Source organism: Rhodococcus sp. B50 (genome assembly GCF_013602415.1).
GTDB lineage: Bacteria > Actinomycetota > Actinomycetes > Mycobacteriales > Mycobacteriaceae > Rhodococcus.
On record NZ_WPAG02000002.1, the window covers coordinates 788,624 to 808,600 of the forward strand.

Below are 19,977 nucleotides of genomic sequence, written 5' to 3' on the forward strand. Positions count from 1 at the left end.
CACAGAACAGTATTTCGGATGGTACGGAAACCAGTTAATAACAGAATACATCGCGGTGGAGTACCGCCCCTCCCGCATCACTTCGACGGCCTGCCCGCCGCGCGGGCCGACGAGATCCGGGGCGGCCGATCCTCGGTGGTCAACGGCAAGTCCGCGACCTTCTCGAACAGATGCGTACCAGCTGCGGTATCGATGCTTCGCTCGACGGTCAGATGCGCGACACGGCCTCGCGTCCGGAGCGTGGCGATCTGATTTCCGAAACTCGGTCCCGACATCCTCGACCACGAGAACGACGCGACGGGAACTGCCGTCACGCGACCGAGCAGTAGCCGCACGACATGCTCCGCCGTGCGGCTCCATGCAGCGCGGAAGGCGACTCGGACGGCTGCGGGGACATGGTTGTGCAACGGTGAACAGGTCAACTGGTAGACCGCACCGGCGGTCGGCGTCCCGAACCGGACACGGGCGGCATACGCATGGTGCACGTCGCCCGAGAGGACACAGATCGTCGCGGGCGCACGACCGGACGTCCCGGCGCGCCGCCCGGCGGCGACGTCCCGCAGCAGCCGTCCGAGTCGCTCGAAAGAGTCGCGAAAGGCCGACCAGTGTTCGAGATCCGCAGCACGACGAAGCTTCTCGGCCCAGCGAGCCCAGCGGTCTCCGCGCGCACCGGACGCGAGTTTCTCGTCCCAAGCCTCGAGGTCGTGCATCGCGCGAGGGAGCAGCCACGGCAGCGACGTGCCGACCAGCAGATGGTCGTAGTCGCCGTCGGTCTGCTGCTCGATCCAGTCGAACTCCGGATCGGACACCATGTCCCGCCGGTCGGGCGCAAGCACTCGCCCGCACCGCGAGTCGATCACCAGCAGACGCACCGACCCGAAATCGCGGCGGTAGGACCACCGTGCACCCGGACCCCCGTCCGCTTCTTCGTCGGCACCGGATGCGAAGACGCGCAGGATCGGTTCGGCGTCCCCGGCGCAGTTCCGCACCCGCTCGTAGAGCGGCTCCTCGTCCAGCTCGGCGGGGGAGAGGTTTCCGAGATGCTGGTAGATCCAGTACGACGCGAGTGCCCCGACGATGCGTTCCTCCCACCACGCGGATGCTTCCATCTCCCTGCGCCACGAGTAAGAGGTGTTCCAGTCGTCGTGCACGTCGTGGTCGTCGAAGATCATCGACGTCGGCACGTTCGACAGCAGCCACCGGACGTTGTCTTCGGACCACGACCGGTGGTACAGCCAGGTGTACTCCTCGAAGTCACGGACCTGCGCCCCTGGTGGTTCCGACAGATCGTGCCGCTCACCGACCCGCCGCTTCATTTCCGGGGACAGCTCGTCGGCGTACACCTGATCGCCGAGCAGCAATAAGGCATCGGGCCACTCGTCGGTGGGCAGGGAGTGCATGCGCTGCGCGTACGCGACGAGCGCGTCCTTCCCCATGACGGCCGTCGGTTCTGCGCTCTCCGACGCCACGCGGCACGACCCGAACGCGAGCACGAAGTTGTCGGTGTCGCCCCCCGAAGTCCGGATCGACGGGGCTGCGTCACCGGCCGGCGGCCACACGAGGTGTCCGTCCGCTCTCACCTCGTAGGGCGTCTCCGATCTGGCTTCCAGCCCTCGGACGACGATGAGCGCGTAGTGATGGCCCGCGACGGTCCACGTGCGTTCCGAACTGCCGAGCACCTCGACCGTGCAGGGCTCGGACGTCTCCACCCAGATCGTGGCGTCCGTGTCGCCGATGTGCCGGAGTACCGGCCCGAGTACGAGATCCGCCACGGTGTCAGCGCCTTCGTGCTCGAGCGAGCTCGTCATGGGTTTCGAGCGTACTCGCGGCGGTCCTGCCCAGGATGGTTCCGGCGAACTTCGATTCCGGTTCGGCCTCCGGGATGCCGCGACGGGGAGCACCCTGGAACGGACGCATCCGAATCGACCCACATGGGTCGGTGCTGCGTAGTGGAAGGGGGCCCGGACATGACCGACGCAGAGGAACCGACCCGCTGGGACACGCTCGACGAGGACGAGCAACGGCAGGCACGTGAAAAGGCCGAGGAGATCGACCGGATGTACGAGCCCGGGGTTCGGCCGACCACCGTCGTGCCGGGGACGAACGGGATGGTCTCGGGAACGGCGTTCGCCGACATGGTCGACGAACACGCGAAGGATGAGCTCCCGGCCGGCGGGCAGTCGACAGCGGGGAAGTCCGACGCGGACGCGAACAGGGAACGCTCGGACGATTGAGGCGCTGCCGTAGCCGTGAGGCCGTCGGCCACGACCGTGGGCCGACTACGGCCGCTGCGATCCGGGCTCGGTGCCCGCTGCTGCCCGCACCGCACGGATGATGCCCTGATAGCCCGTGCACCGGCACAGATTGCCGGAGAGCCCTTCGCGGATGTCGTCGTCGCTCGGCTCGGGGTTGTCTCGCAGGAAGGCGGTGGCCGAGACGATGAATCCGGGTGTGCAGAAGCCGCACTGCAAGCCGTGCTGGTCGCGGAAGGCTGCCTGCACCGGTGACAATTCTCCGTCCGGCCCGGCGAGTCCTTCGATGGTCGTCAGTTCTGATCCGTCGACCTGGACGGCGAACAGTAGGCATGCCCGCACCGCCTCGCCGTCGAGCAGCACCGTGCACGATCCACAGACGCCGTGTTCACATCCCAGATGGGTGCCGGTGAGTCCGCAGCGATCGCGGAGATAATCGGCCAGGGTCAGGCGCGGCGGGACCCGGTCGGTGCGATTCGAGCCGTTGATGCGTACTCGAATGTCGATGTCGGTCACAGGGCCTCCTTCAACGCTCGCGCCCACGCGCGCGTGACCATCACGGCGCCCACTCGTCGTCGGTACTCAGCGGTGCCGTGGATGTCCGACGGCACCGAGTCGAGCAGATCGGTTACCGCGCCGCCGAGATCGGTCGCGTCGATCTCGGTCGCCGCCCGGCCGACGAGCTCCGCTTCCACCGCACGGGCGCGTGCAGGAGCCGGCGAGAGACCGAACACGGTGATGGCGCACTGCTCGATTCGCGCGTCGGCGTCGAGTTGCACGGCCACCGCCGCTCCGGCGATCGCGAAATCGCCGCTGCGCCGGGTGAATTCTTCGATCGCGAAGCCCCACCGGCCGTGCAGGACAGGGAAGGCGATGTCGGTGACGAGTTCGTCGGGTTCCATGGCGGTGGTCCACATGCCGCGGAAGAACTCGGATGCGGCGATGCTGCGCCGGCCGCGTGGGGACAGGGTGCCGATCGTGGCATCCAGGGTCAGCGCGACAGCCGGATATTCGGCGGCGGCATCGGCGTGCGCGAGGGATCCGCCGAGGGTGCCGCGATTGCGGATCTGGAAATGCCCGATGAGCGGTGTGGCCCGGGCGAGGAGGGGCACGAGTCGCCGGATATCGGCGTCGCGGCCGATCGATGAGTGCGTGGTCGTTGCGCCGATCCGCACTGTGGTCCCTTCCGTCCGGATACCGTGCAACTCGGTGAGTCGACGAAGGTCGACGAGATGTCCGAAGGTGGCGAGTCGCAGCGTCAGCAATGGCATCAGGCTCTGGCCGCCCGCGATGAATTTCGCGTCGTCGCCGAATCGGGAGACGAGATCGACTGCTTCGGCCGGGGTGTGCGGGGCGTGGTACTCGAACGCCGCGGGTTTCACAGCGCCTCCATCTTTTCGGCGTGCGCCCGATCGATCATCGAGACGATCCTGGCCGGCGAGAGCGGCAGGTGGGAGATCTCCACCCCGAACGGACTCAGCGCATCCGCTACCGCGTTGAGTACGGCCGGGGTCGCGCCGATCGCGCCGCCCTCTCCGACCCCCTTGACATTGCCCGGTCCCGGACTCGGGGTCTCGATGTGCCCGATCTCGATCGTCGGTGCCTCGGTCGCGGTCGGAAGCAGATAATCCATGAAGGTCGTGGCGATCGGGTTCCCGGCATCGTCGTAGGGCAGGTGTTCGTAGAGTGCCCCGCCGATTCCCTGCACCGTGCCGCCGCAGATCTGACCTTCGACGACGTTCGGGTTGATCATCGCGCCGCAGTCCTCGCTGACGATGTACCGCAGCAGGGTCACCTTGCCGGTTTCGATATCCACCTCGCAGGTGCACAGGTGGGTCGCGTTGGCCCAGATCGCCATATGAGGTGTGCGGTACCGGCCGCTCGCTTCGAGTCCCGGCGGAACACCGGGCGGCAGGCCGTCGCCCTGGAAGTACGCGATGTCGGCGATCTCGGCGATCGTCAGTCGTGGACCGGGATCGTTCCGGAGCCTCGCGATCCCCTCGGCGAACACCACGTCCTCGGGCAGAACATTCAGGCGGTGAGCGGCGATCGCGACGATGCGTTCTCGCAGTACCGACGCGGTCTCGGCAATCGCACCCGCGGTCATCGAGCCCGAGCGACTGCCGCCGGTACCGCCACCGAACGGGGTGATCGAGGTGTCACCCTGGATCGTGCGAACGTCGGCGATCGGGACGCCCAGAGCGTCCGCCGTCAACTGCACGACGGTCGTCTCGATACTGTTGCCCGCCGAACCTCCCGCCACGTACACGTTGACCTTGCCGGACGGTTCGATCCGGATGGTCGCGCCTTCGGTGCTGTGGAATGCGGTGCTGCCGGTCGTCGGCTCCAGATACGTGCACGTGCCTACGCCGAGATAGCGGCCCTGCTCGCGGGCGCGACGCTGATCGGCGCGGAACCCGTCGTAACCGAGCATCCTGACCGCCTGCTCGAGGGTCTCGAGCGGCGAGACATGGTCGTGCGGCATGCCGTTCGGGTTCATCATCGGCAGGTCTTCCTGCCGCAACATGTTGCGTCGACGAAGTTCTATGGGGTCGATGCCGATTCGGCGGGCAGCCTGGTCGAGGAGGAGTTCGCGGGTGACCGACTCGAACTGCCACGGACCGCGATAGGCGAGGCGCCCGACCGTGTTGGAGTACACGAACTTCGAACTGAACGACGCGTCGGTGATCCGGTACGGCCCGGGAAACAGGAGGCCGACGACCACACCTGCGGTGATGGGCGACGGAGTGGGGTATGCACCGACGTTCTGCACGTGATCGATCCCCGCCGCCAGGATTCGGCCGTCGGAATCGAAAGCCATTCGCACATCGGCATGTTCGTGGCGTGCCATACCCGACGCCATCAAGTGTTCCTGCCGGTCCTCGATCCACTTGACGGCGCGGCCGAGTTTGCGGGCCGCGAGTTGCACGCAGATCTCCTCCCGCAGCGGCGCCACCTTGAGCCCGAAGCCACCGCCGGTATCGCGGGCGATCACGCGCACCTGATGCTCGTCGATCCCGAGGAGCCGGGCACAGAAGCCCCGTACCTCGTGCGGTGACTGCGTCGAGATCCACACGGTCATCTCCGCGGTGGGAGCGGACCACTCGGCGACGACCCCGCGGGTTTCCATCGGCACCGGGATGTAGGCCTGCTGGAAGATCGTCTGCTCCACCACGTGTGGAGCGGTCTCGAAGATCGGATCGAGATCCGCGGCCGGACGACCGGCCATCTCGCCGGCCGAATTCCCGGCGAACCCGGCGTGGACCAGGTGGGGGGACGTGTGGGCGGTGGTGTAGTCCACCACCGCGTCGAGTGGTTCGTAGTCGACATCGACGAGTTCGACCGCGTCCTCCGCCACGTACCGGTCGCAGGCGATCACCATCGCGACCGGGTCGCCCACGAATCGAACCTCCTCCTCGGCCAGAGGCGGGCGGGGCACGGGAGGTAGGCCGGGCATGTCCAGCGCGTAGGAGATGCGGTGCGCGACGGGCCCGAGTTCGGCCGCGGTGTACACGGCGACGACCCCGTCGAGTTCGGTTGCGGCGGCGACGTCGATATCGATGATGCGCGCACGGGCGAAGGGGCTGCGCACGAAGCACACGTGCACCATGCCGGGGCGGGTGACGTCGTCGACGAACGTTCCCGCACCGGTCACCAACCGCAGGTCCTCGACCCGCGGAACGGATGTGCCCACGCTCCCGCGGGTGGGGGGTGCCGCTATGTCGGTCATGCGTCTCCTCGCTCCGCCGGAGGACCAGAGGGTCGTACTTCAGTACGAGACGAGAAATGTGCACAATCGAGAATTTCGCTCTCGATCGGGGCAGACGATACACCGCGGTGCACGTTCGGTGACCGAAACGGGTAGATCCGAGTCATCGTTGCGCCGGTATGTCGACGCCGTTCGAAGTGCGGTCTCCGGGCGACCCGACGTCTACGACCACACCCGCGAGCGGACGGTGTCTGTCATCGGAAGGCGCTTGCTGCCCGCCCGACGACGTGTGCTGCGTGCAGAACGGTCACCAGCCGCGCTCCCGCCACTCTCCGAGATGCGGTCGCTCGGCTCCGAGGGTCGAGTCCTTGCCGTGCCCCGGATAGAAGATCGTCTCGTCGTCGAACCGGTCGAAGATCTTGGACTCCACGTCGCCGAGCAGGGAGCGGAAGGCGTCGTCGTCCGGGGTCTTGCCGACCCCGCCGGGGAAAAGCGAGTCGCCGGTGAAGATGTGCGCGCGGCCCGCGCCCTGTTCCGTGAGGACCAGTGCGACCGACCCCGGGGTGTGCCCTGAGAGGTGGATCACCTCGAGATTCAGCTCACCGATCTGCACAGTGTCGCCCTCGGCCAGGATCCGGTCGGGCGTCACCGGCAGGGGAGCGGCGTCGAGTTCGTGCGCCGCCGTCGGCACACCGGTCTCCGCGGCGACCCGCTCGAGGCCCTGCCAGTGATCCCAGTGCTGATGGGTGGTGACGATCAGCTCGAGTTCCGGTGCGTTGTCGCGGAGGAACTGCACGAGCCGTCCGGGTTCGTTTGCGGCATCGATGAACACGGACTTGCCGGTCGCGTCGTCGGTGACGAGATAGGTGTTGTTGTTCATCTCGCCGACGGCGAGTTTGACGATGCTCGCTCCGGGAATCCTTCGGCGTTGCGCGGGTCCGCCGGGAGTGACGTCGCCGGTGTAGGTGTCCTCGATGATCACGGGCTGCTGCGTCATGCAGCCAACCTACCTTCGCGTGCGCGCGCAGGAGTGCCGGACGTGCGGTTCGTCGACCGGGATGCGGTTCGTCGGCACGGAAACGTGTCGGTACCCGCGCCTACCATGGCTGAGGGCCGAACTGCGGCCTTGTCTACAGGAAGGATGTGGCGTGGCAGACCGCCTGATCGTGCGAGGAGCCCGGGAACACAACCTGCGTGGTGTCGACCTGGATCTGCCGCGCGACAGTCTGATCGTTTTCACCGGACTGTCGGGTTCGGGCAAGTCGAGCCTCGCGTTCGACACCATCTTCGCCGAGGGGCAACGGCGCTACGTCGAGTCGCTGTCGGCCTACGCCCGTCAGTTCCTCGGGCAGATGGACAAGCCGGACGTCGACTTCATCGAGGGTCTCTCGCCCGCGGTGTCGATCGACCAGAAGTCCACCAACCGCAACCCGCGGTCCACCGTCGGCACCATCACCGAGGTCTACGACTACCTGCGTCTGCTCTACGCCCGTGCCGGCACCCCGCACTGCCCGGTGTGCGGTGAGCAGATCTCCCGGCAGACGCCGCAGCAGATCGTCGACCAGGTGCTCGACATGGAACCCGGTGCCCGGTTCCAGGTCCTCGCACCCGTCGTGCGTACCCGCAAGGGCGAGTTCGTCGACCTGTTCGAGCAGCTCACCATCCAGGGCTACTCCCGCGTGCGGGTCGACGGCGTCGTTTATCCACTGTCGGATCCCCCGAAGCTGAAGAAGCAGGAGAAGCACGACATCGAGGTCGTCGTCGACCGCCTCGCCGTCAAGCCCAGCGCGCAGCAGCGCCTCACCGACTCCATCGAGACCGCGCTCCGGCTCGCCGAGGGGGTCGTCGTGCTCGACTTCGTCGATCGCGAGGAGGACGCCCCCGACCGCGAACGCCGGTTCTCCGAGACCCTCGCGTGCCCGAACTCGCACCCGCTGTCCATCGACGAGCTCGAGCCACGGTCGTTCTCCTTCAACTCGCCCTACGGCGCGTGCCCCGAGTGCGCCGGCCTGGGCGTGCGCAAGGAGGTCGACCCCGATCTCGTCGTTCCCGATCCGGATCTGAGCCTGGCCGACGGCGCGATCGCACCGTGGTCGATGGGCCAGAGCGCCGAGTACTTCGGCCGGTTGCTGTCCGGTCTGGCCGACGCCCTCGGATTCGACATCGACACCCCGTGGCGGAAACTGCCCGCCAAGGTGCGCAAGGCCGTGCTGGAAGGCAGCACCGAGCAGGTGCACGTGCGGTACAAGAACCGCTACGGCCGCGTTCGCTCGTACTACGCCGAGTTCGAAGGCGTCATGCCGTTCCTGCACCGCCGCCTCGAACAATCCGAGTCCGACCAGGCCAAGGAACGCTACGAGGGCTACATGCGGGAGATCCCGTGCCCGGCCTGCGCCGGTGCGCGGTTGCGCCCGGAGATCCTCGCCGTGACGGTCAGCGCGGGCGACTTCGGGGCGATGTCCATTGCCGAGGTGAGCGACCTGTCGATCGCCGAGTGTGCGCGTTTCCTCGACGGTCTCGTCCTGGGCACGCGGGAGGCGGCGATCGCGGGGCAGGTCCTCAAGGAGATCCAGGCCCGGCTCGGCTTCCTGCTCGACGTCGGACTCGACTACCTCACCCTGTCGCGCGCGGCGGGAACCCTGTCCGGCGGTGAAGCGCAGCGCATCCGTCTCGCCACCCAGATCGGTTCCGGTCTCGTCGGCGTGCTGTACGTGCTCGACGAGCCGTCCATCGGTCTCCACCAGCGCGACAACCGTCGCCTCATCGACACCCTGACTCGGCTGCGCGATCTCGGCAACACGCTCATCGTCGTCGAGCACGACGAGGACACCGTCCGCGCCTCCGACTGGGTCGTCGACATCGGTCCCCGCGCGGGCGAGCACGGCGGCAAGGTCGTCCACAGCGGCACCTACAAGGAACTGCTCGACAATCCCGACTCGCTCACCGGGGCCTATCTGTCCGGGCGCGAGGAGATCGAGATCCCCGCGGTTCGCCGACCCATCGACACGAGCCGGCAGGTCACCGTCGTCGGTGCCCGCGAGAACAATCTGCGCGAGATCGATGTGTCGTTCCCGCTCGGCGTCCTCACCTGCGTCACCGGTGTCTCCGGCTCCGGGAAGTCGACGCTCGTCAACGACATTCTCGCCACCGTGATGGCCAACAAGCTCAACGGCGCGCGGCAGGTCCCCGGGCGGCACACCCGCATCAACGGGCTCGACCAGCTCGACAAGCTCGTCCAGGTCGACCAGTCGCCGATCGGCCGCACACCGCGGTCGAATCCGGCGACCTATACGGGCGTGTTCGACAAGATTCGCACCCTGTTCGCGTCCACCACCGAGGCGAAGGTGCGCGGCTACCAGCCGGGCCGGTTCTCGTTCAACGTCAAGGGCGGCCGGTGCGAGGCGTGCTCGGGCGACGGCACGTTGAAGATCGAGATGAACTTCCTGCCCGACGTGTATGTGCCGTGCGAGGTGTGCCACGGCGCCCGCTACAACCGCGAGACGCTCGAGGTGCACTACAAGGGCAAGACCATCGCCGAGGTGCTCGACATGTCGATCGAGGAGGCCGCCGAGTTCTTCCAGCCGGTCACCTCCATCCACCGCTACCTCAACACGCTGGTGGAGGTCGGTCTCGGCTACGTCCGCCTCGGCCAGCCGGCGACGACCCTGTCCGGCGGTGAGGCACAGCGCGTCAAGCTCGCCGCCGAACTGCAGAAGCGCTCCAACGGGCGTACCGCCTATATCCTCGACGAGCCCACCACGGGCCTGCACTTCGAGGACATCCGCAAACTGCTCGGGGTCATCAACGGTCTGGTCGACAAGGGCAACAGTGTGATCGTCATCGAGCACAACCTCGACGTCATCAAGACCGCCGACTGGATCATCGACATGGGTCCGGAGGGCGGTTCCGGGGGCGGCACGGTCGTTGCGCAGGGCACCCCGGACGAGGTGGTCACGGTGGAGGAGAGCTACACGGGACGCTTCCTCGCGGAGATCCTCGACGGTCGGTCCGCCGCGCCCACCCGCGCTCCGGCACGCAAGCGTGCCGCGAAGACGAAGACCACCGCGACGAAGACGACCGCGAAGGCCAAGACCGCCAAGAAGAAGGTAGCCGCCGCGAGCTGACGACCCGATCCGCCCGCCTCAGGGGCGGGCGGATCCGGTCGTACGGGTCGGAGGTGGGGCGGAAACGGTGCTGCGTCGGGTCAGTAGACCGGACCGGTGTATTTCTCGCCCGGACCCTTGCCCGGTTCGTCGGGCACCGCGGACGCCTCGCGGAAGGCGCGCTGCAGCGCCTGCAGTCCTTCGCGCAGCGGGCCGGCGTGCGGACCGAGATATTCCACCGAGGAGGTGATCAGTCCGGCGAGTGCGGTGATCACGCGGCGGGCCTCGTCGAGGTCGAGTCGTGTGCTGCTGTCGGGATCCTCGTCGGCGAGACCGAGCTTCTCGGCAGCCGAACTCATGAGCATCACGGCTGCGCGGCTGATCACCTCGACGGCCGGAATGTCGGCGAGCTCGCGCACATCCTGTGCCGCAGCGTCCTGATCGGGGGTCTCGGGAGCGTCCGTCATAGGGACGAGCATAGGGTCGTCGCTCGTCGCCGACGGCGCGGGTGGGGCGCGAATGCGCCGATTCGTCGTCGACGTGCATTTTTGTTAGACTGACTCTCACGACCGCCCGCGGTGATCCTCCGTGGGCAGCAAAGTGGAGTCCGACTCCCACCTCTGGCGGCACATCGATGCAGCTCAGGGGTCCGGTCCTCCGGGTGCGTACGCTCCGGATGTCCGCCCTTCATCGGGCGGTGCGGATCACGCAGCGCGAGCTGGGTGCCGCCGACCGGTCGGTATCGGACCCCGCGTGGAGCCTCGGCGCCACAGCGGGGTCTTCTTGTCGAGGAGTAGGGCCACGTGCTGCGGTGCGGTCAGACCGACCACACCGCTCTACCTAGGAGGCCCCATCAGCGCTGAGACCCGCATCAACGAACGCATCCGAGTTCCCGAGGTCCGACTCGTCGGACCCGGCGGTGAACAGGTCGGAATCGTGCGTGTTGAAGATGCCCTCCGCCTGGCAATCGAAGCCGACCTCGACCTCGTCGAGGTGGCACCCGACGCCCGGCCGCCGGTCTGCAAGATCATGGACTACGGCAAGTTCAAGTACGAAGCCGCGCAGAAGGCGCGCGAATCGCGCAAGAACCAGCAGCAGACCGTGATCAAGGAGCAGAAGCTCCGCCCGAAGATCGACGACCACGACTACGAGACCAAGAAGCGCAACGTCGTGCGCTTCCTCGAAGCCGGTTCGAAGGTCAAGGTCACCATCATGTTCCGTGGCCGCGAGCAGTCGCGCCCCGAACTCGGATTCCGGTTGCTGCAGCGCCTCGGCGCCGATGTCGCCGAACTCGGCTTCATCGAGACCAGTCCGAAGCAGGACGGCCGGAACATGACCATGGTGCTGGCCCCGCACAAGGGTGCGAAGACCCGCGCGAAGGCTCAGGAAGCCGCGCAGGCCGCACCGGCGCAGGCCGCTCCGCGCCCGGCAGCCTCCGCCGCCCCGACCACGGAGTCCGCGCCGGCTCCCGAGACGGGCGACGCCCCGAGCAACTAGCCCGCTCAGGCAGCACATCCGGTGCTGTCCGTGAGCACCGATGTACGCACACGACAAGAACTGAGGACTCCATGCCCAAGTCGAAGACCCACAGCGGCACCGCGAAGCGATTCAAGGTGTCCGGTAGCGGAAAGGTCCTGCGCCAGAAGGCGGGTCGCCGCCACCTGCTCGAGCACAAGTCCTCGCGGGTGACGCGTCGCCTCGACGGCAAGGCCGTCGTCGCCGATGCCGACGCTCCGCGCGTCAAGCGCATGCTCGGGCTCTGAGCCTCTCCGACCGATCCACCCGGGGACGGACACCTCGTCCCCCGAACTCTGACAGGACATAACCAGTGGCACGCGTGAAGAGGGCCGTCAACGCCCAGAAGAAGCGTCGTTCGATTCTCGAGGCCTCGAAGGGCTACCGCGGACAGCGCTCGCGCCTGTACCGCAAGGCCAAGGAGCAGCAGCTTCACTCGCTGACCTACGCCTACCGCGACCGTCGCGCCCGCAAGGGTGATTTCCGCAAGCTGTGGATCAGCCGCATCAATGCTGCTGCCCGCGCCAACGACATCACCTACAACCGCTTCATCCAGGGCCTGAAGGCCGCCGGTGTCGAGGTCGACCGCAAGATCCTCGCCGAGCTCGCCGTCTCCGACGCCGAGGCCTTCGCCGGTCTCGTCGCCGTCGCCAAGGCTGCACTGCCGGCCGACGTCAACGCTCCGGCTGCCTGAGTGCTGCCCTGAGCAACGACAACATCCAGGAACGACCCGTGGACACGCTCACCGAGCGCACACCACGGGTCGTTTCTGCTGTGAAACTGCTCCGGACCGCCGAGCGTCGCAAGACCGGGCGGTTCCTCGCCGAGGGTGAGAACTCCGTCACCGAGGCGCTCGCCGCCGCACGGGTGCACGAGTTGTTCGTCACCGAGGCCGCCGCCGGTCGCTACGGCCGACTCGTCGACGACGCTCGCAGCCGCGGTGTGCGCGTGGGGATCGTCACCGAACGGGCCGCCGCCCGGCTGTCCGACACCGTCACCCCTCCCGGTCTCGTCGCCGTGTGCGACACCCTCGACGTGCCGCTCGCCGAAGCCGTGACCGCGCAGTCGCGGCTGCTCGCCGTGCCCGTCGCCGTCGCGGAGCCCGGCAACGCCGGCACCCTGATCCGCGTGTCCGACGCGGTCGGCGCCGACGCCGTGGTGCTCGCCGGCGACAGCGTCGACCCGCACAACGGCAAGTGCGTGCGCTCCTCGGCCGGCAGCATCTTCCACCTGCCGGTCGCCCGTGAGCGCGACACCGACCGGGTCCTGGCCGCCCTGACCGACGTCGGCGTGCAGATCCTCGCGACCGCCGCCGACGGCGAGATCGACCTCGACGACGCCGACGATCTGCTCGCCGCACCCACCGCGTGGCTGTTCGGCAACGAGGCCCACGGGCTCGACCCGCAGGTCGCCGCCCGCGCCGACCACCGCGTCCGCATCCCCATCCGCGGACGCGCCGAATCGCTCAACCTCGCCACCGCCGCCTCGATCTGCCTGTATGCGAGCGCGCGGGTGCAACATCGGGCCGCTCGGCCCATCACATAGGATTTCCCCCGGTGCGCCGCGGACTCCGGCCCGGACCGCACCTACCGAGATCACCCGTTTCGTCCGAAGAAGGAGATGCACCGGTCGTGGCCAAGAAAGAGGGCGGCACCCCGCCGGCAGTCGATCCGAGCGCTCTGACCGAGGATGCGCTCACCGCCGCCGAGAAGTCCGCGATCGACGCGTTCGCCGCTGCGAGCGACCTCGACGCGCTCGCCCAGGCGAAGATCGACCACCTCGGCGACAAGGCGCCCATCTCCCTCGCCAAGCGCGCCCTCGGCGCGCTGCCCGGCAACGAACGCGCCGACGCCGGCAAGCGGGTCAACGCGCACCGCACCGCCGTGCAGGCGGCCTTCGACGACCGCAAGGCGGCGTTGCAAGCCGAACGCGACGCCGCGGTCCTCGTCGCCGAGGCCGTCGACGTCACCCTGCCTGCGACCCGCAGCGCGCTCGGCGCCCGCCACCCGATCTCGATCATCTCGGACGAGATCGCCGACGTCTTCGTCGCGATGGGCTGGGAGGTCGCCGAAGGCCCCGAGGTCGAGACCGAGCACTTCAACTTCGACGCACTGAACTTCCTGCCCGACCACCCGGCGCGCACCATGCAGGACACCTTCCACATCGCCCCGGAAGGCTCGCGGCAGGTGCTGCGCACCCACACCTCGCCCGTGCAGGTCCGCACCATGCTGCACCGCGACATCCCGATCTACGTCGTGTGCCCGGGCCGCACCTTCCGCACCGACGAACTCGACGCCACCCACACCCCGGTTTTCTCGCAGGTCGAAGGTCTCGCCGTGGACAAGGGCCTGACCATGGCGCATCTGCGCGGCACCCTCGACGCGTTCGCGCGGGCACTGTTCGGACCGGAGACCCGCACCCGGATGCGGCCGAACTACTTCCCGTTCACCGAACCGTCCGCCGAGGTCGACGTGTGGTTCCCGAACAAGAAGGGCGGCGCAGGCTGGGTCGAATGGGGCGGCTGCGGCATGGTCAATCCCAATGTGCTCCGGGCCTCGGGCATCGACCCCGACGTCTACACCGGCTTCGCGTTCGGTATGGGTCTCGAACGCACCCTGCAGTTCCGCAACGGCATCCCCGACATGCGCGACATCGTCGAGGGCGACGTGCGCTTCACCCTGCCGTTCGGCGTGCAGGGCTGAGAGCCCCGGCCTCTCTGACGCCGCCTCCCGACACCGATTCCATCGACCGACGACCGAACGAAAGAGCTGAGCACAAGTGCGAGTAGCGCAGTCCTGGCTGACCGAGATCCTGCAGCGCGCCACCCCGGAGTGGAACGTCACCGCCGAGGAACTCGACGCGGGATTCGTCCGGGTCGGACTCGAGGTCGAGGACGTCGAGACCCTCGGCCGCATCGACAACCTCGTCGTCGGGCGGGTCGCGGAGATCACCGAGCTCACCGAGTTCAAGAAGCCCATCCGCTTCTGCAAGGTCGACGTCGGTGAGGACGAACCGCGCGGCATCGTGTGCGGCGCCCGCAACTTCGCCGAGGGCGACCTCATCGTCGCCGCACTGCCCGGCGCCGTGCTCCCGGGCGACTTCGTCATCGCCTCCCGCAAGACGTACGGGCACATCTCCGACGGCATGATCTGCTCACTGGCCGAACTGGGCATCGGCAAGGACCACTCGGGCATCCTCGTGCTCGAACCGGGCAGTGCCGAACCCGGCACCGACGCCAACGACCTGCTCGGTCTCGGCGACACGCTCGTCGAGCTCAATATCACCCCCGACCGCGGTTACTGCTTCTCCGTCCGCGGGCTCACGCGCGAACTCGCGTGCGGTTTCGACCTCGAGTTCGCCGATCCGGCGACCGTGCCGGCGCTGCCGTTCGACGGTGGAGAGGCCTACCCGATCCGGCTCGACGCCGAGACGAACGCGACCCGGTTCGTCGCGCGCCGCGTCACCGGCATCGACCCGAAGGCCGTCACCCCGTGGTGGATGCAGCGTCGCCTGCTCACCGCCGGTGTCCGCCCGATCTCGCCCGCGGTCGACGTGACCAACTACGTCATGCTCGAGCTCGGCCAGCCGCTGCACGCCTTCGATGCCGCGACCCTGCAGGGCGAACTGGTCGTGCGGCGTGCCCGGCCAGGGGAGAAGCTCACCACCCTCGACGGTGTCGAGCGCGACCTCGATCCCGAGGACGTCGTCATCACCGACGACTCCGGGGTGATCTCCCTCGCCGGCATCATGGGCGGCGCCACCACCGAGGTGAGCGACTCGACCACCGACGTGCTGCTCGAGGCCGCCACCTGGGACCCGCTCGCCGTCTTCCGCGGCAACCGTCGGCACAAGCTCAGCAGCGAGGCCGGCAAGCGCTTCGAGCGCACCGTCGACCCGGCCGTGGCCCGCGCCGCGCTCGACCGGGCCGCGAGCCTGCTCGTCGAGATCGCCGGTGGCCGGGTCGAGCCGACGCTCACCGACATCGTCGTGCCCACCGAGAGCCCGACGATCCGCATGGACATCGACCTGCCCGACCGCGTGGCCGGGGTGAGCTACCCGAACGGCACCGCCGCCCGCCGCCTCACGCAGATCGGCTGCACCGTCGAGGTCGGTGTCGGCAACGACGGTCACGGCCAGCTCGTGGTGACCCCGCCGACCTGGCGTCCCGATCTGCGTCAGCCCGCCGACCTGGTCGAGGAGGTGCTGCGTCTCGAAGGACTCGAGCAGATCCCGTCGGTGCTGCCCACCGCCCCGGCCGGTCGCGGCCTGACGGCCACACAGAAGCGTCGCCGCGCCGTCTCCCGCGCCCTGGCCTACGACGGCTACGTCGAGGTGCTCGCCCCGGTGTTCCTGCCGGCGGGCGTGTTCGACACCTGGGGCCTCGATGCCGACGATCCGCGCCGGGTCACCACCACGGTGCTCAACCCCCTCGAGTCGGACCGCCCGGAGCTGGCCACCACGCTGTTGCCGGGCCTGCTCGAGATCCTCGGCCGCAACGTCTCGCGCGGCCAGCGCGACCTGTCGCTCTACGCGATCGCGCAGGTCGTGCAGCCCACCCCGGAGACCAAGCCGGTCGACGCGCTGCCGGTGGACCGTCGTCCCACCGACGACGAGATCGCCCTGCTCGAAGGGTCGCTGCCGCAGCAGCCGGTCCACGTCGGCGGTGTGCTCGCCGGTCTGCGCGAACCGGCCGGACCGTGGGGCACGGGGCGGGCCGCGGATGCCTTCGACGCCTTCGCCGCCGCGGAGAGCGTGGCGCGCGCCGCGGGAGTGCGTCTCGAGCGCCGCGCCGCGCAGTATCTGCCGTGGCATCCGGGACGCTGCGCCGAACTGCTCGTCGACGGGGTCGTCGTCGGTCACGCCGGTGAACTGCATCCCGCGGTGATCGAGCGGGCGGGCCTGCCCGCACGCACGTGCGCGTTCGAAGTCGACCTGGACGCCTTGCCGATCGTGGAATCTCTTCCGGCCCCGATCGTCTCGCCGTTCCCGGCGGTCCTGCAGGACGTCGCGGTCGTCGTCGATGCGAGCGTTCCGGCCGCCGATGTCGAGAGCGCCCTGCGCTCGGGTGGCGGCGACCTGCTCGAGGACATCCGCTTGTTCGACGTCTACGAGGGCGCCCAGCTGGGCGAGAACCGCAAGTCGCTCGCGTTCGCGCTGCGCTTCCGCGCCCCGGACCGCACCCTTACCGAGGACGAGGCCAGCGCCGCCCGCGAGGCGGCCGTCGCCGCCGCGGCCGCCGCGGTCGGCGCGCAGCTACGCGCCTGAGGTGACGCCCGTGTCCCCGCCCGGCAGCCACACGTCGGGCGGGACCGTGGCGACCTTGCGACCCGCCCGGTCGAGGACGTGTCCGGCGAGTTTGTGGATGCGCAACACGAGGACACGATCGCGGATCGTCAGATCGGGGCACCGCGCGAGCACCCGGGCCTCGAAGTCGGGAACGTCGGCAGGGGAGTGCAACCACGCCTGCACCACGAGGTTCGAGGCGCCGATGACGGCGAAACAGTTGCGCACTTCCGGTTCCCGGCTCACCACCCGCCCGGTGGCGGTCAGCCGTCCGACGGGCACCGTGCACCACAACGTGACGAGCACCGCGAACCCCGCTGCGGGATGAGCGAATTCGCACCGAAGGCCGACCACTTCGGCGGACAGCAGTGCCTCGACCCGGCGCTTGACCGTCGCCGCGCCGGCACCGGCGATCTCCGCGAGAGTGCGCATCGGGGTCCGACCGTCGACCGCCAGGGCCGAGAGAATCGCCCGGTCGGTGGCGGTGACCGTCGTGCGTCCGCGACGTTCACCCGCCCGGCGGGCACCCGGCGCCGAGGTCAGTTCCCCGCGCTCGCCCGGGCCGAGCGCGTTCAGTCGCCACGCCCCGCCCTCGGTGAACCACTCCGAGACCACGTGCGTGCGGATCGACGCGACACCCGGCAGCTCGGCCAGGTCGTCGACGACCAGCCGGGTCATCTGCTCGTAGGTTGCGGTGGCGGCGGTGACGAGCAGATCTGCCCCCGCGGACGGCACCTCGACGGTCACCGCGTGCGGACGCCCGGTCATCGCCTCGTTGACCGAATTCCTCGCGCCGGGCATCACGGTGATCTCGAGGAGCGCGGTGGTCACCTGCTCGAGGATGCGCGGGCCCGGAGTGATCGTCGTCCACGCGAGGTGTTCGCGTTCGAGGCGACGCCAATGGCGGGCCAGGGTGGCGGCGTCGAGACCGAGCGGACCGGCCAGCGCATCCCAGGTGGAACGTGGGGACCACTGGAGCGCATTGATTATCCTCAGGTCGATTTCATCGATCGATCGCGCACTTCCGTACTCGGAATCGTCCATTTCGTCATTATCCTGCAAGATTCGTCTCTGATCGGCGGGGCCTGCCAGCCTACGAATCATGCAGACGGAGCAGAAGTATGCGCTGATCGGGGCGGGCCCATCCGGGCTCGCCGGAGCCCGCGCGCTGTCCCGGCAGGGCATCGGCTTCGTCGGCTTCGAGTCCCACAGCGCCGTCGGGGGGCTGTGGGACATCACCAATCCGGTGAGCACGGTGTACGAGTCGGCACACCTGATCTCCTCGAAGACCACGACGGAGTTCGCCGAGTTCCCCATGTCGCCGCAGACGCCGGACTATCCGGACCATGCGGCGCTCGCCCGCTATTTCCGGGACTACGCCGACGCCTTCGGGTTGCCCGAGCACTACCGCTTCGGAACCACCGTCACCCGCGTCGAACCTGACGACGACCGGTGGCGGGTGACCGCCACGGACCGGACCGGCACCGAGACCACCGAGCTCTACCGCGGGGTCGTGGTCGCCAACGGCACCCTCGCCACGCCGAACCACCCGTCGATCCCCGGCGCATTCGACGGCGAGATCCTGCATACCAGTGCCTACAAGGACGCGGCGATCTTCCGCGGCAAGCGGGTGCTGATCGTGGGCGCCGGCAACAGCGGCTGCGACATCGCCGTCGACGCCGTCCATCACGCCAGGTCTGTGGATCTGAGCGTGCGCCGCGGCTACCACTTCGTCCCCAAGTACCTGTTCGGGCGCCCCGCCGACACCCTCACCCGCGGACGGCCGCTTCCGGCGCCGATCAAGCAACGTCTCGACGCGCTGCTGCTGCGCCAGTTCACCGGCGACCCCACCCGATTCGGGCTGCCGGCCCCCGACCACCGCCTCTATGAATCGCACCCGGTGGTCAACTCACTGATCCTGCACCATCTCGGTCACGGGGACGTGCAGGTCCGGCCCGACATCGAGCGCTACGACGGCGCCGAGGTCCGGTTCCGGGATGGCTCCGCCGCCGAGTACGACATGATCGTGCACGCCACCGGCTACGTCCTCGACTACCCCTTCGTGGACCGCGACCTTCTCGACTGGCGCGGCCACGCCCCCGACCTGCTGCTGAACATGATCAGCCGCCGGTTCCCGGACCTGTTCGTCCTCGGCATGGTCGAGTCGTCCGGGCTGGGCTGGCAGGGACGCTACGAACAGGCCGAACTTGCCGCCGCCGCGATCCGCCTCGCCGACGCCGACCCGGCAGCGGCCGAGCGGTGGCGCGCGGCGCTGGCCGCCTCGCCCCCGGATCTCACCGGCGGCTACCGCTACCTGAAACTCGGCCGGATGGCCTACTACGTCAACAAGGACGCCTACCGTACCGCGCTGCGCAAGCAGACCCGCGCGGTCCACGAAGCCCTCACGCCGACGAGCGCGGCGGGCGCGCGGTGAATGTCGACGACGCCACGCTCTCCTTCGACTCCGGTTCGCTCGTCGTACTCAACGTCGTGCTCGCCGCGATCATGCTCGGCATCGCCCTCGACACCTCCGTCGACGACTTCCGCCGGGCGCGCGCCGAACAGGACGCAGCGGGAGCCGGGCGACGTAGCCTGGATGCATGAACAAGGACGAAGCCGGCCGGATGCCGTCACCGGAGGAGCCCGACAGACCGGAGCAGCCCGTCCCCGACGTGACTCCGGCCGGGCCGGAGACGCCGACCGTGCCGGATGTGCCGCCGGGCCCGGACATCCCGGACGTGCCGCCGATCGACCCGGAACCGAGCCCCGATCCCGACGTGACCCCGCGCGATGCCGCGAATCCGCACGCTGTGCAGGTTCACGACGCCGAGATCGTCGACCCGGGAGTCGTCGACACCGGAGTTGTCGACAGCGGGGTCCGTGCTCCCACGATCGAGGAGATCACCGGCTACACCGCGGACGGGGTGCCGACCTTCGAGTCGGTGCGTGAGAAGATCGAGCAGCGCTCGGCGACCGCGCTCGGCGCCGAGGAACTCGCTCACGCGACCGGCGTGGGTCGCACGCTCGACGAGCAGTACGAGGACCGTAAGGCGGCCGCTGCCGACCGGCTCGCGGAGATCCGACGGTCGATGCGGTCGGAGTGAATCCTCCCGAA

18 protein-coding genes are annotated in these 19,977 nt (G+C 68.7%); 11 read left to right on the forward strand and 7 right to left on the reverse strand.

Annotation, left to right across the window (positions count from 1 at the left end; all coding sequences use genetic code 11):
* Positions 1–77: 77 nt before the first annotated feature.
* Positions 78–1,772, reverse strand: coding sequence for an alkaline phosphatase D family protein (locus tag GON09_RS04030; protein ID WP_213934269.1), 1,695 nt, complete (start codon positions 1,770–1,772; stop codon positions 78–80).
* A gap of 195 nt (positions 1,773–1,967) precedes the next feature.
* On the opposite strand from GON09_RS04030, the gene GON09_RS04035 reads away from it, so the two are divergent.
* Positions 1,968–2,234 carry a hypothetical protein gene (locus tag GON09_RS04035; RefSeq protein WP_213930701.1) on the forward strand — a complete coding sequence of 89 codons (267 nt, stop codon included), beginning with the start codon at positions 1,968–1,970 and terminating at the stop codon, positions 2,232–2,234.
* 45 nt (positions 2,235–2,279) lie between these two features.
* Here GON09_RS04035 and GON09_RS04040 read toward each other — a convergent pair whose 3' ends face one another.
* From GON09_RS04040 to GON09_RS04055, 4 genes are all read right to left on the reverse strand, one after another.
* Positions 2,280–2,768, reverse strand: a complete 489-nt coding sequence (locus GON09_RS04040) for a (2Fe-2S)-binding protein (RefSeq protein WP_213930702.1) — start codon at positions 2,766–2,768, stop codon at positions 2,280–2,282.
* Complete coding sequence (locus tag GON09_RS04045) at positions 2,765–3,634, reverse strand: FAD binding domain-containing protein (RefSeq protein WP_213930703.1); 870 nt, start codon at positions 3,632–3,634, stop codon at positions 2,765–2,767. The genes GON09_RS04040 and GON09_RS04045 overlap by 4 nt, the downstream gene beginning before the upstream one ends.
* A complete protein-coding gene (locus GON09_RS04050; RefSeq protein WP_213930704.1) occupies positions 3,631–5,982 on the reverse strand; it encodes a xanthine dehydrogenase family protein molybdopterin-binding subunit in 2,352 nt (783 codons plus the stop codon). Before GON09_RS04050 ends, GON09_RS04045 begins: the two co-directional genes overlap by 4 nt.
* A gap of 286 nt (positions 5,983–6,268) precedes the next feature.
* Positions 6,269–6,958: an MBL fold metallo-hydrolase gene (locus tag GON09_RS04055; protein WP_213930705.1), complete on the reverse strand. Its 690-nt coding sequence runs from the start codon at positions 6,956–6,958 to the stop codon at positions 6,269–6,271.
* A 151-nt stretch (positions 6,959–7,109) separates the two neighbouring features.
* Between GON09_RS04055 and uvrA the strand changes: the two genes are divergently transcribed.
* Positions 7,110–10,085 carry an excinuclease ABC subunit UvrA gene (gene uvrA, locus GON09_RS04060; protein ID WP_213930706.1) on the forward strand — a complete coding sequence of 992 codons (2,976 nt, stop codon included), beginning with the start codon at positions 7,110–7,112 and terminating at the stop codon, positions 10,083–10,085.
* Positions 10,086–10,165: 80 nt separating this feature from the next.
* Here the strand turns inward: uvrA and GON09_RS04065 are convergent, their stop codons facing one another.
* The gene (locus tag GON09_RS04065; protein WP_213930707.1) at positions 10,166–10,531 is read right to left on the reverse strand and encodes a DUF1844 domain-containing protein; all 366 of its coding nucleotides are present in this window, start codon (positions 10,529–10,531) and stop codon (positions 10,166–10,168) included.
* A 316-nt stretch (positions 10,532–10,847) separates the two neighbouring features.
* Here GON09_RS04065 and infC point away from each other — a divergent pair, with 316 nt between their 5' ends.
* The 6 genes from infC to pheT all read left to right on the forward strand — a co-directional run bounded on the left by infC (position 10,848) and on the right by pheT (position 16,844).
* Positions 10,848–11,561: a translation initiation factor IF-3 gene (gene infC / locus GON09_RS04070; RefSeq protein ID WP_213930708.1), complete on the forward strand. Its 714-nt coding sequence runs from the start codon at positions 10,848–10,850 to the stop codon at positions 11,559–11,561.
* 71 nt (positions 11,562–11,632) lie between these two features.
* Positions 11,633–11,827 (forward strand): 50S ribosomal protein L35, encoded by a 195-nt coding sequence (gene rpmI, locus GON09_RS04075; protein ID WP_006553978.1) that lies wholly within the window; start codon positions 11,633–11,635, stop codon positions 11,825–11,827.
* A gap of 65 nt (positions 11,828–11,892) precedes the next feature.
* Positions 11,893–12,273 carry a 50S ribosomal protein L20 gene (gene rplT, locus GON09_RS04080; protein ID WP_006553977.1) on the forward strand — a complete coding sequence of 127 codons (381 nt, stop codon included), beginning with the start codon at positions 11,893–11,895 and terminating at the stop codon, positions 12,271–12,273.
* 38 nt (positions 12,274–12,311) lie between these two features.
* The gene (locus GON09_RS04085; protein ID WP_213930709.1) at positions 12,312–13,124 is read left to right on the forward strand and encodes a TrmH family RNA methyltransferase; all 813 of its coding nucleotides are present in this window, start codon (positions 12,312–12,314) and stop codon (positions 13,122–13,124) included.
* 86 nt (positions 13,125–13,210) lie between these two features.
* Positions 13,211–14,281 (forward strand): phenylalanine--tRNA ligase subunit alpha, encoded by a 1,071-nt coding sequence (gene pheS / locus GON09_RS04090; protein WP_213930710.1) that lies wholly within the window; start codon positions 13,211–13,213, stop codon positions 14,279–14,281.
* A 76-nt stretch (positions 14,282–14,357) separates the two neighbouring features.
* Positions 14,358–16,844, forward strand: coding sequence for a phenylalanine--tRNA ligase subunit beta (gene pheT / locus GON09_RS04095; RefSeq protein ID WP_213930711.1), 2,487 nt, complete (start codon positions 14,358–14,360; stop codon positions 16,842–16,844).
* On the opposite strand, the gene GON09_RS04100 is transcribed toward pheT, so the two are convergent.
* Positions 16,833–17,906: an Lrp/AsnC family transcriptional regulator gene (locus GON09_RS04100; RefSeq protein ID WP_213930712.1), complete on the reverse strand. Its 1,074-nt coding sequence runs from the start codon at positions 17,904–17,906 to the stop codon at positions 16,833–16,835. The two genes, pheT and GON09_RS04100, sit on opposite strands and share 12 nt — an antisense overlap.
* 58 nt (positions 17,907–17,964) lie before the next feature.
* On the opposite strand from GON09_RS04100, the gene GON09_RS04105 reads away from it, so the two are divergent.
* Genes GON09_RS04105 through GON09_RS04115 form a run of 3 tightly spaced genes read left to right on the forward strand, consistent with a single transcriptional unit; the run spans position 17,965 to position 19,966 of the window.
* Entirely contained in the window at positions 17,965–19,296 is a 1,332-nt protein-coding gene (locus GON09_RS04105; RefSeq protein ID WP_213930713.1) for a flavin-containing monooxygenase, read from the forward strand.
* On the forward strand, positions 19,293–19,466 hold the full coding sequence (locus GON09_RS04110; RefSeq protein WP_244865377.1) for a hypothetical protein: 174 nt from the start codon (positions 19,293–19,295) through the stop codon (positions 19,464–19,466). Before GON09_RS04105 ends, GON09_RS04110 begins: the two co-directional genes overlap by 4 nt.
* Entirely contained in the window at positions 19,463–19,966 is a 504-nt protein-coding gene (locus tag GON09_RS04115; protein WP_213930714.1) for a PspA/IM30 family protein, read from the forward strand. The genes GON09_RS04110 and GON09_RS04115 overlap by 4 nt, the downstream gene beginning before the upstream one ends.
* Positions 19,967–19,977 lie beyond the last annotated feature (11 nt).

Coding starts and splice junctions, on each gene's coding strand:
- GON09_RS04115 (WP_213930714.1), top strand. CDS start 19,463: ATGAACAAGGACGAAGCCGGCCGGATGCCGTCACCGGAGGAGCCCGAC.
- GON09_RS04035 (WP_213930701.1), top strand. CDS start 1,968: ATGACCGACGCAGAGGAACCGACCCGCTGGGACACGCTCGACGAGGAC.
- GON09_RS04050 (WP_213930704.1), bottom strand. CDS start 5,982: ATGACCGACATAGCGGCACCCCCCACCCGCGGGAGCGTGGGCACATCC.
- GON09_RS04055 (WP_213930705.1), bottom strand. CDS start 6,958: ATGACGCAGCAGCCCGTGATCATCGAGGACACCTACACCGGCGACGTC.
- rpmI (WP_006553978.1), top strand. CDS start 11,633: ATGCCCAAGTCGAAGACCCACAGCGGCACCGCGAAGCGATTCAAGGTG.
- GON09_RS04100 (WP_213930712.1), bottom strand. CDS start 17,906: ATGGACGATTCCGAGTACGGAAGTGCGCGATCGATCGATGAAATCGAC.
- GON09_RS04105 (WP_213930713.1), top strand. CDS start 17,965: ATGCAGACGGAGCAGAAGTATGCGCTGATCGGGGCGGGCCCATCCGGG.
- GON09_RS04065 (WP_213930707.1), bottom strand. CDS start 10,531: ATGACGGACGCTCCCGAGACCCCCGATCAGGACGCTGCGGCACAGGAT.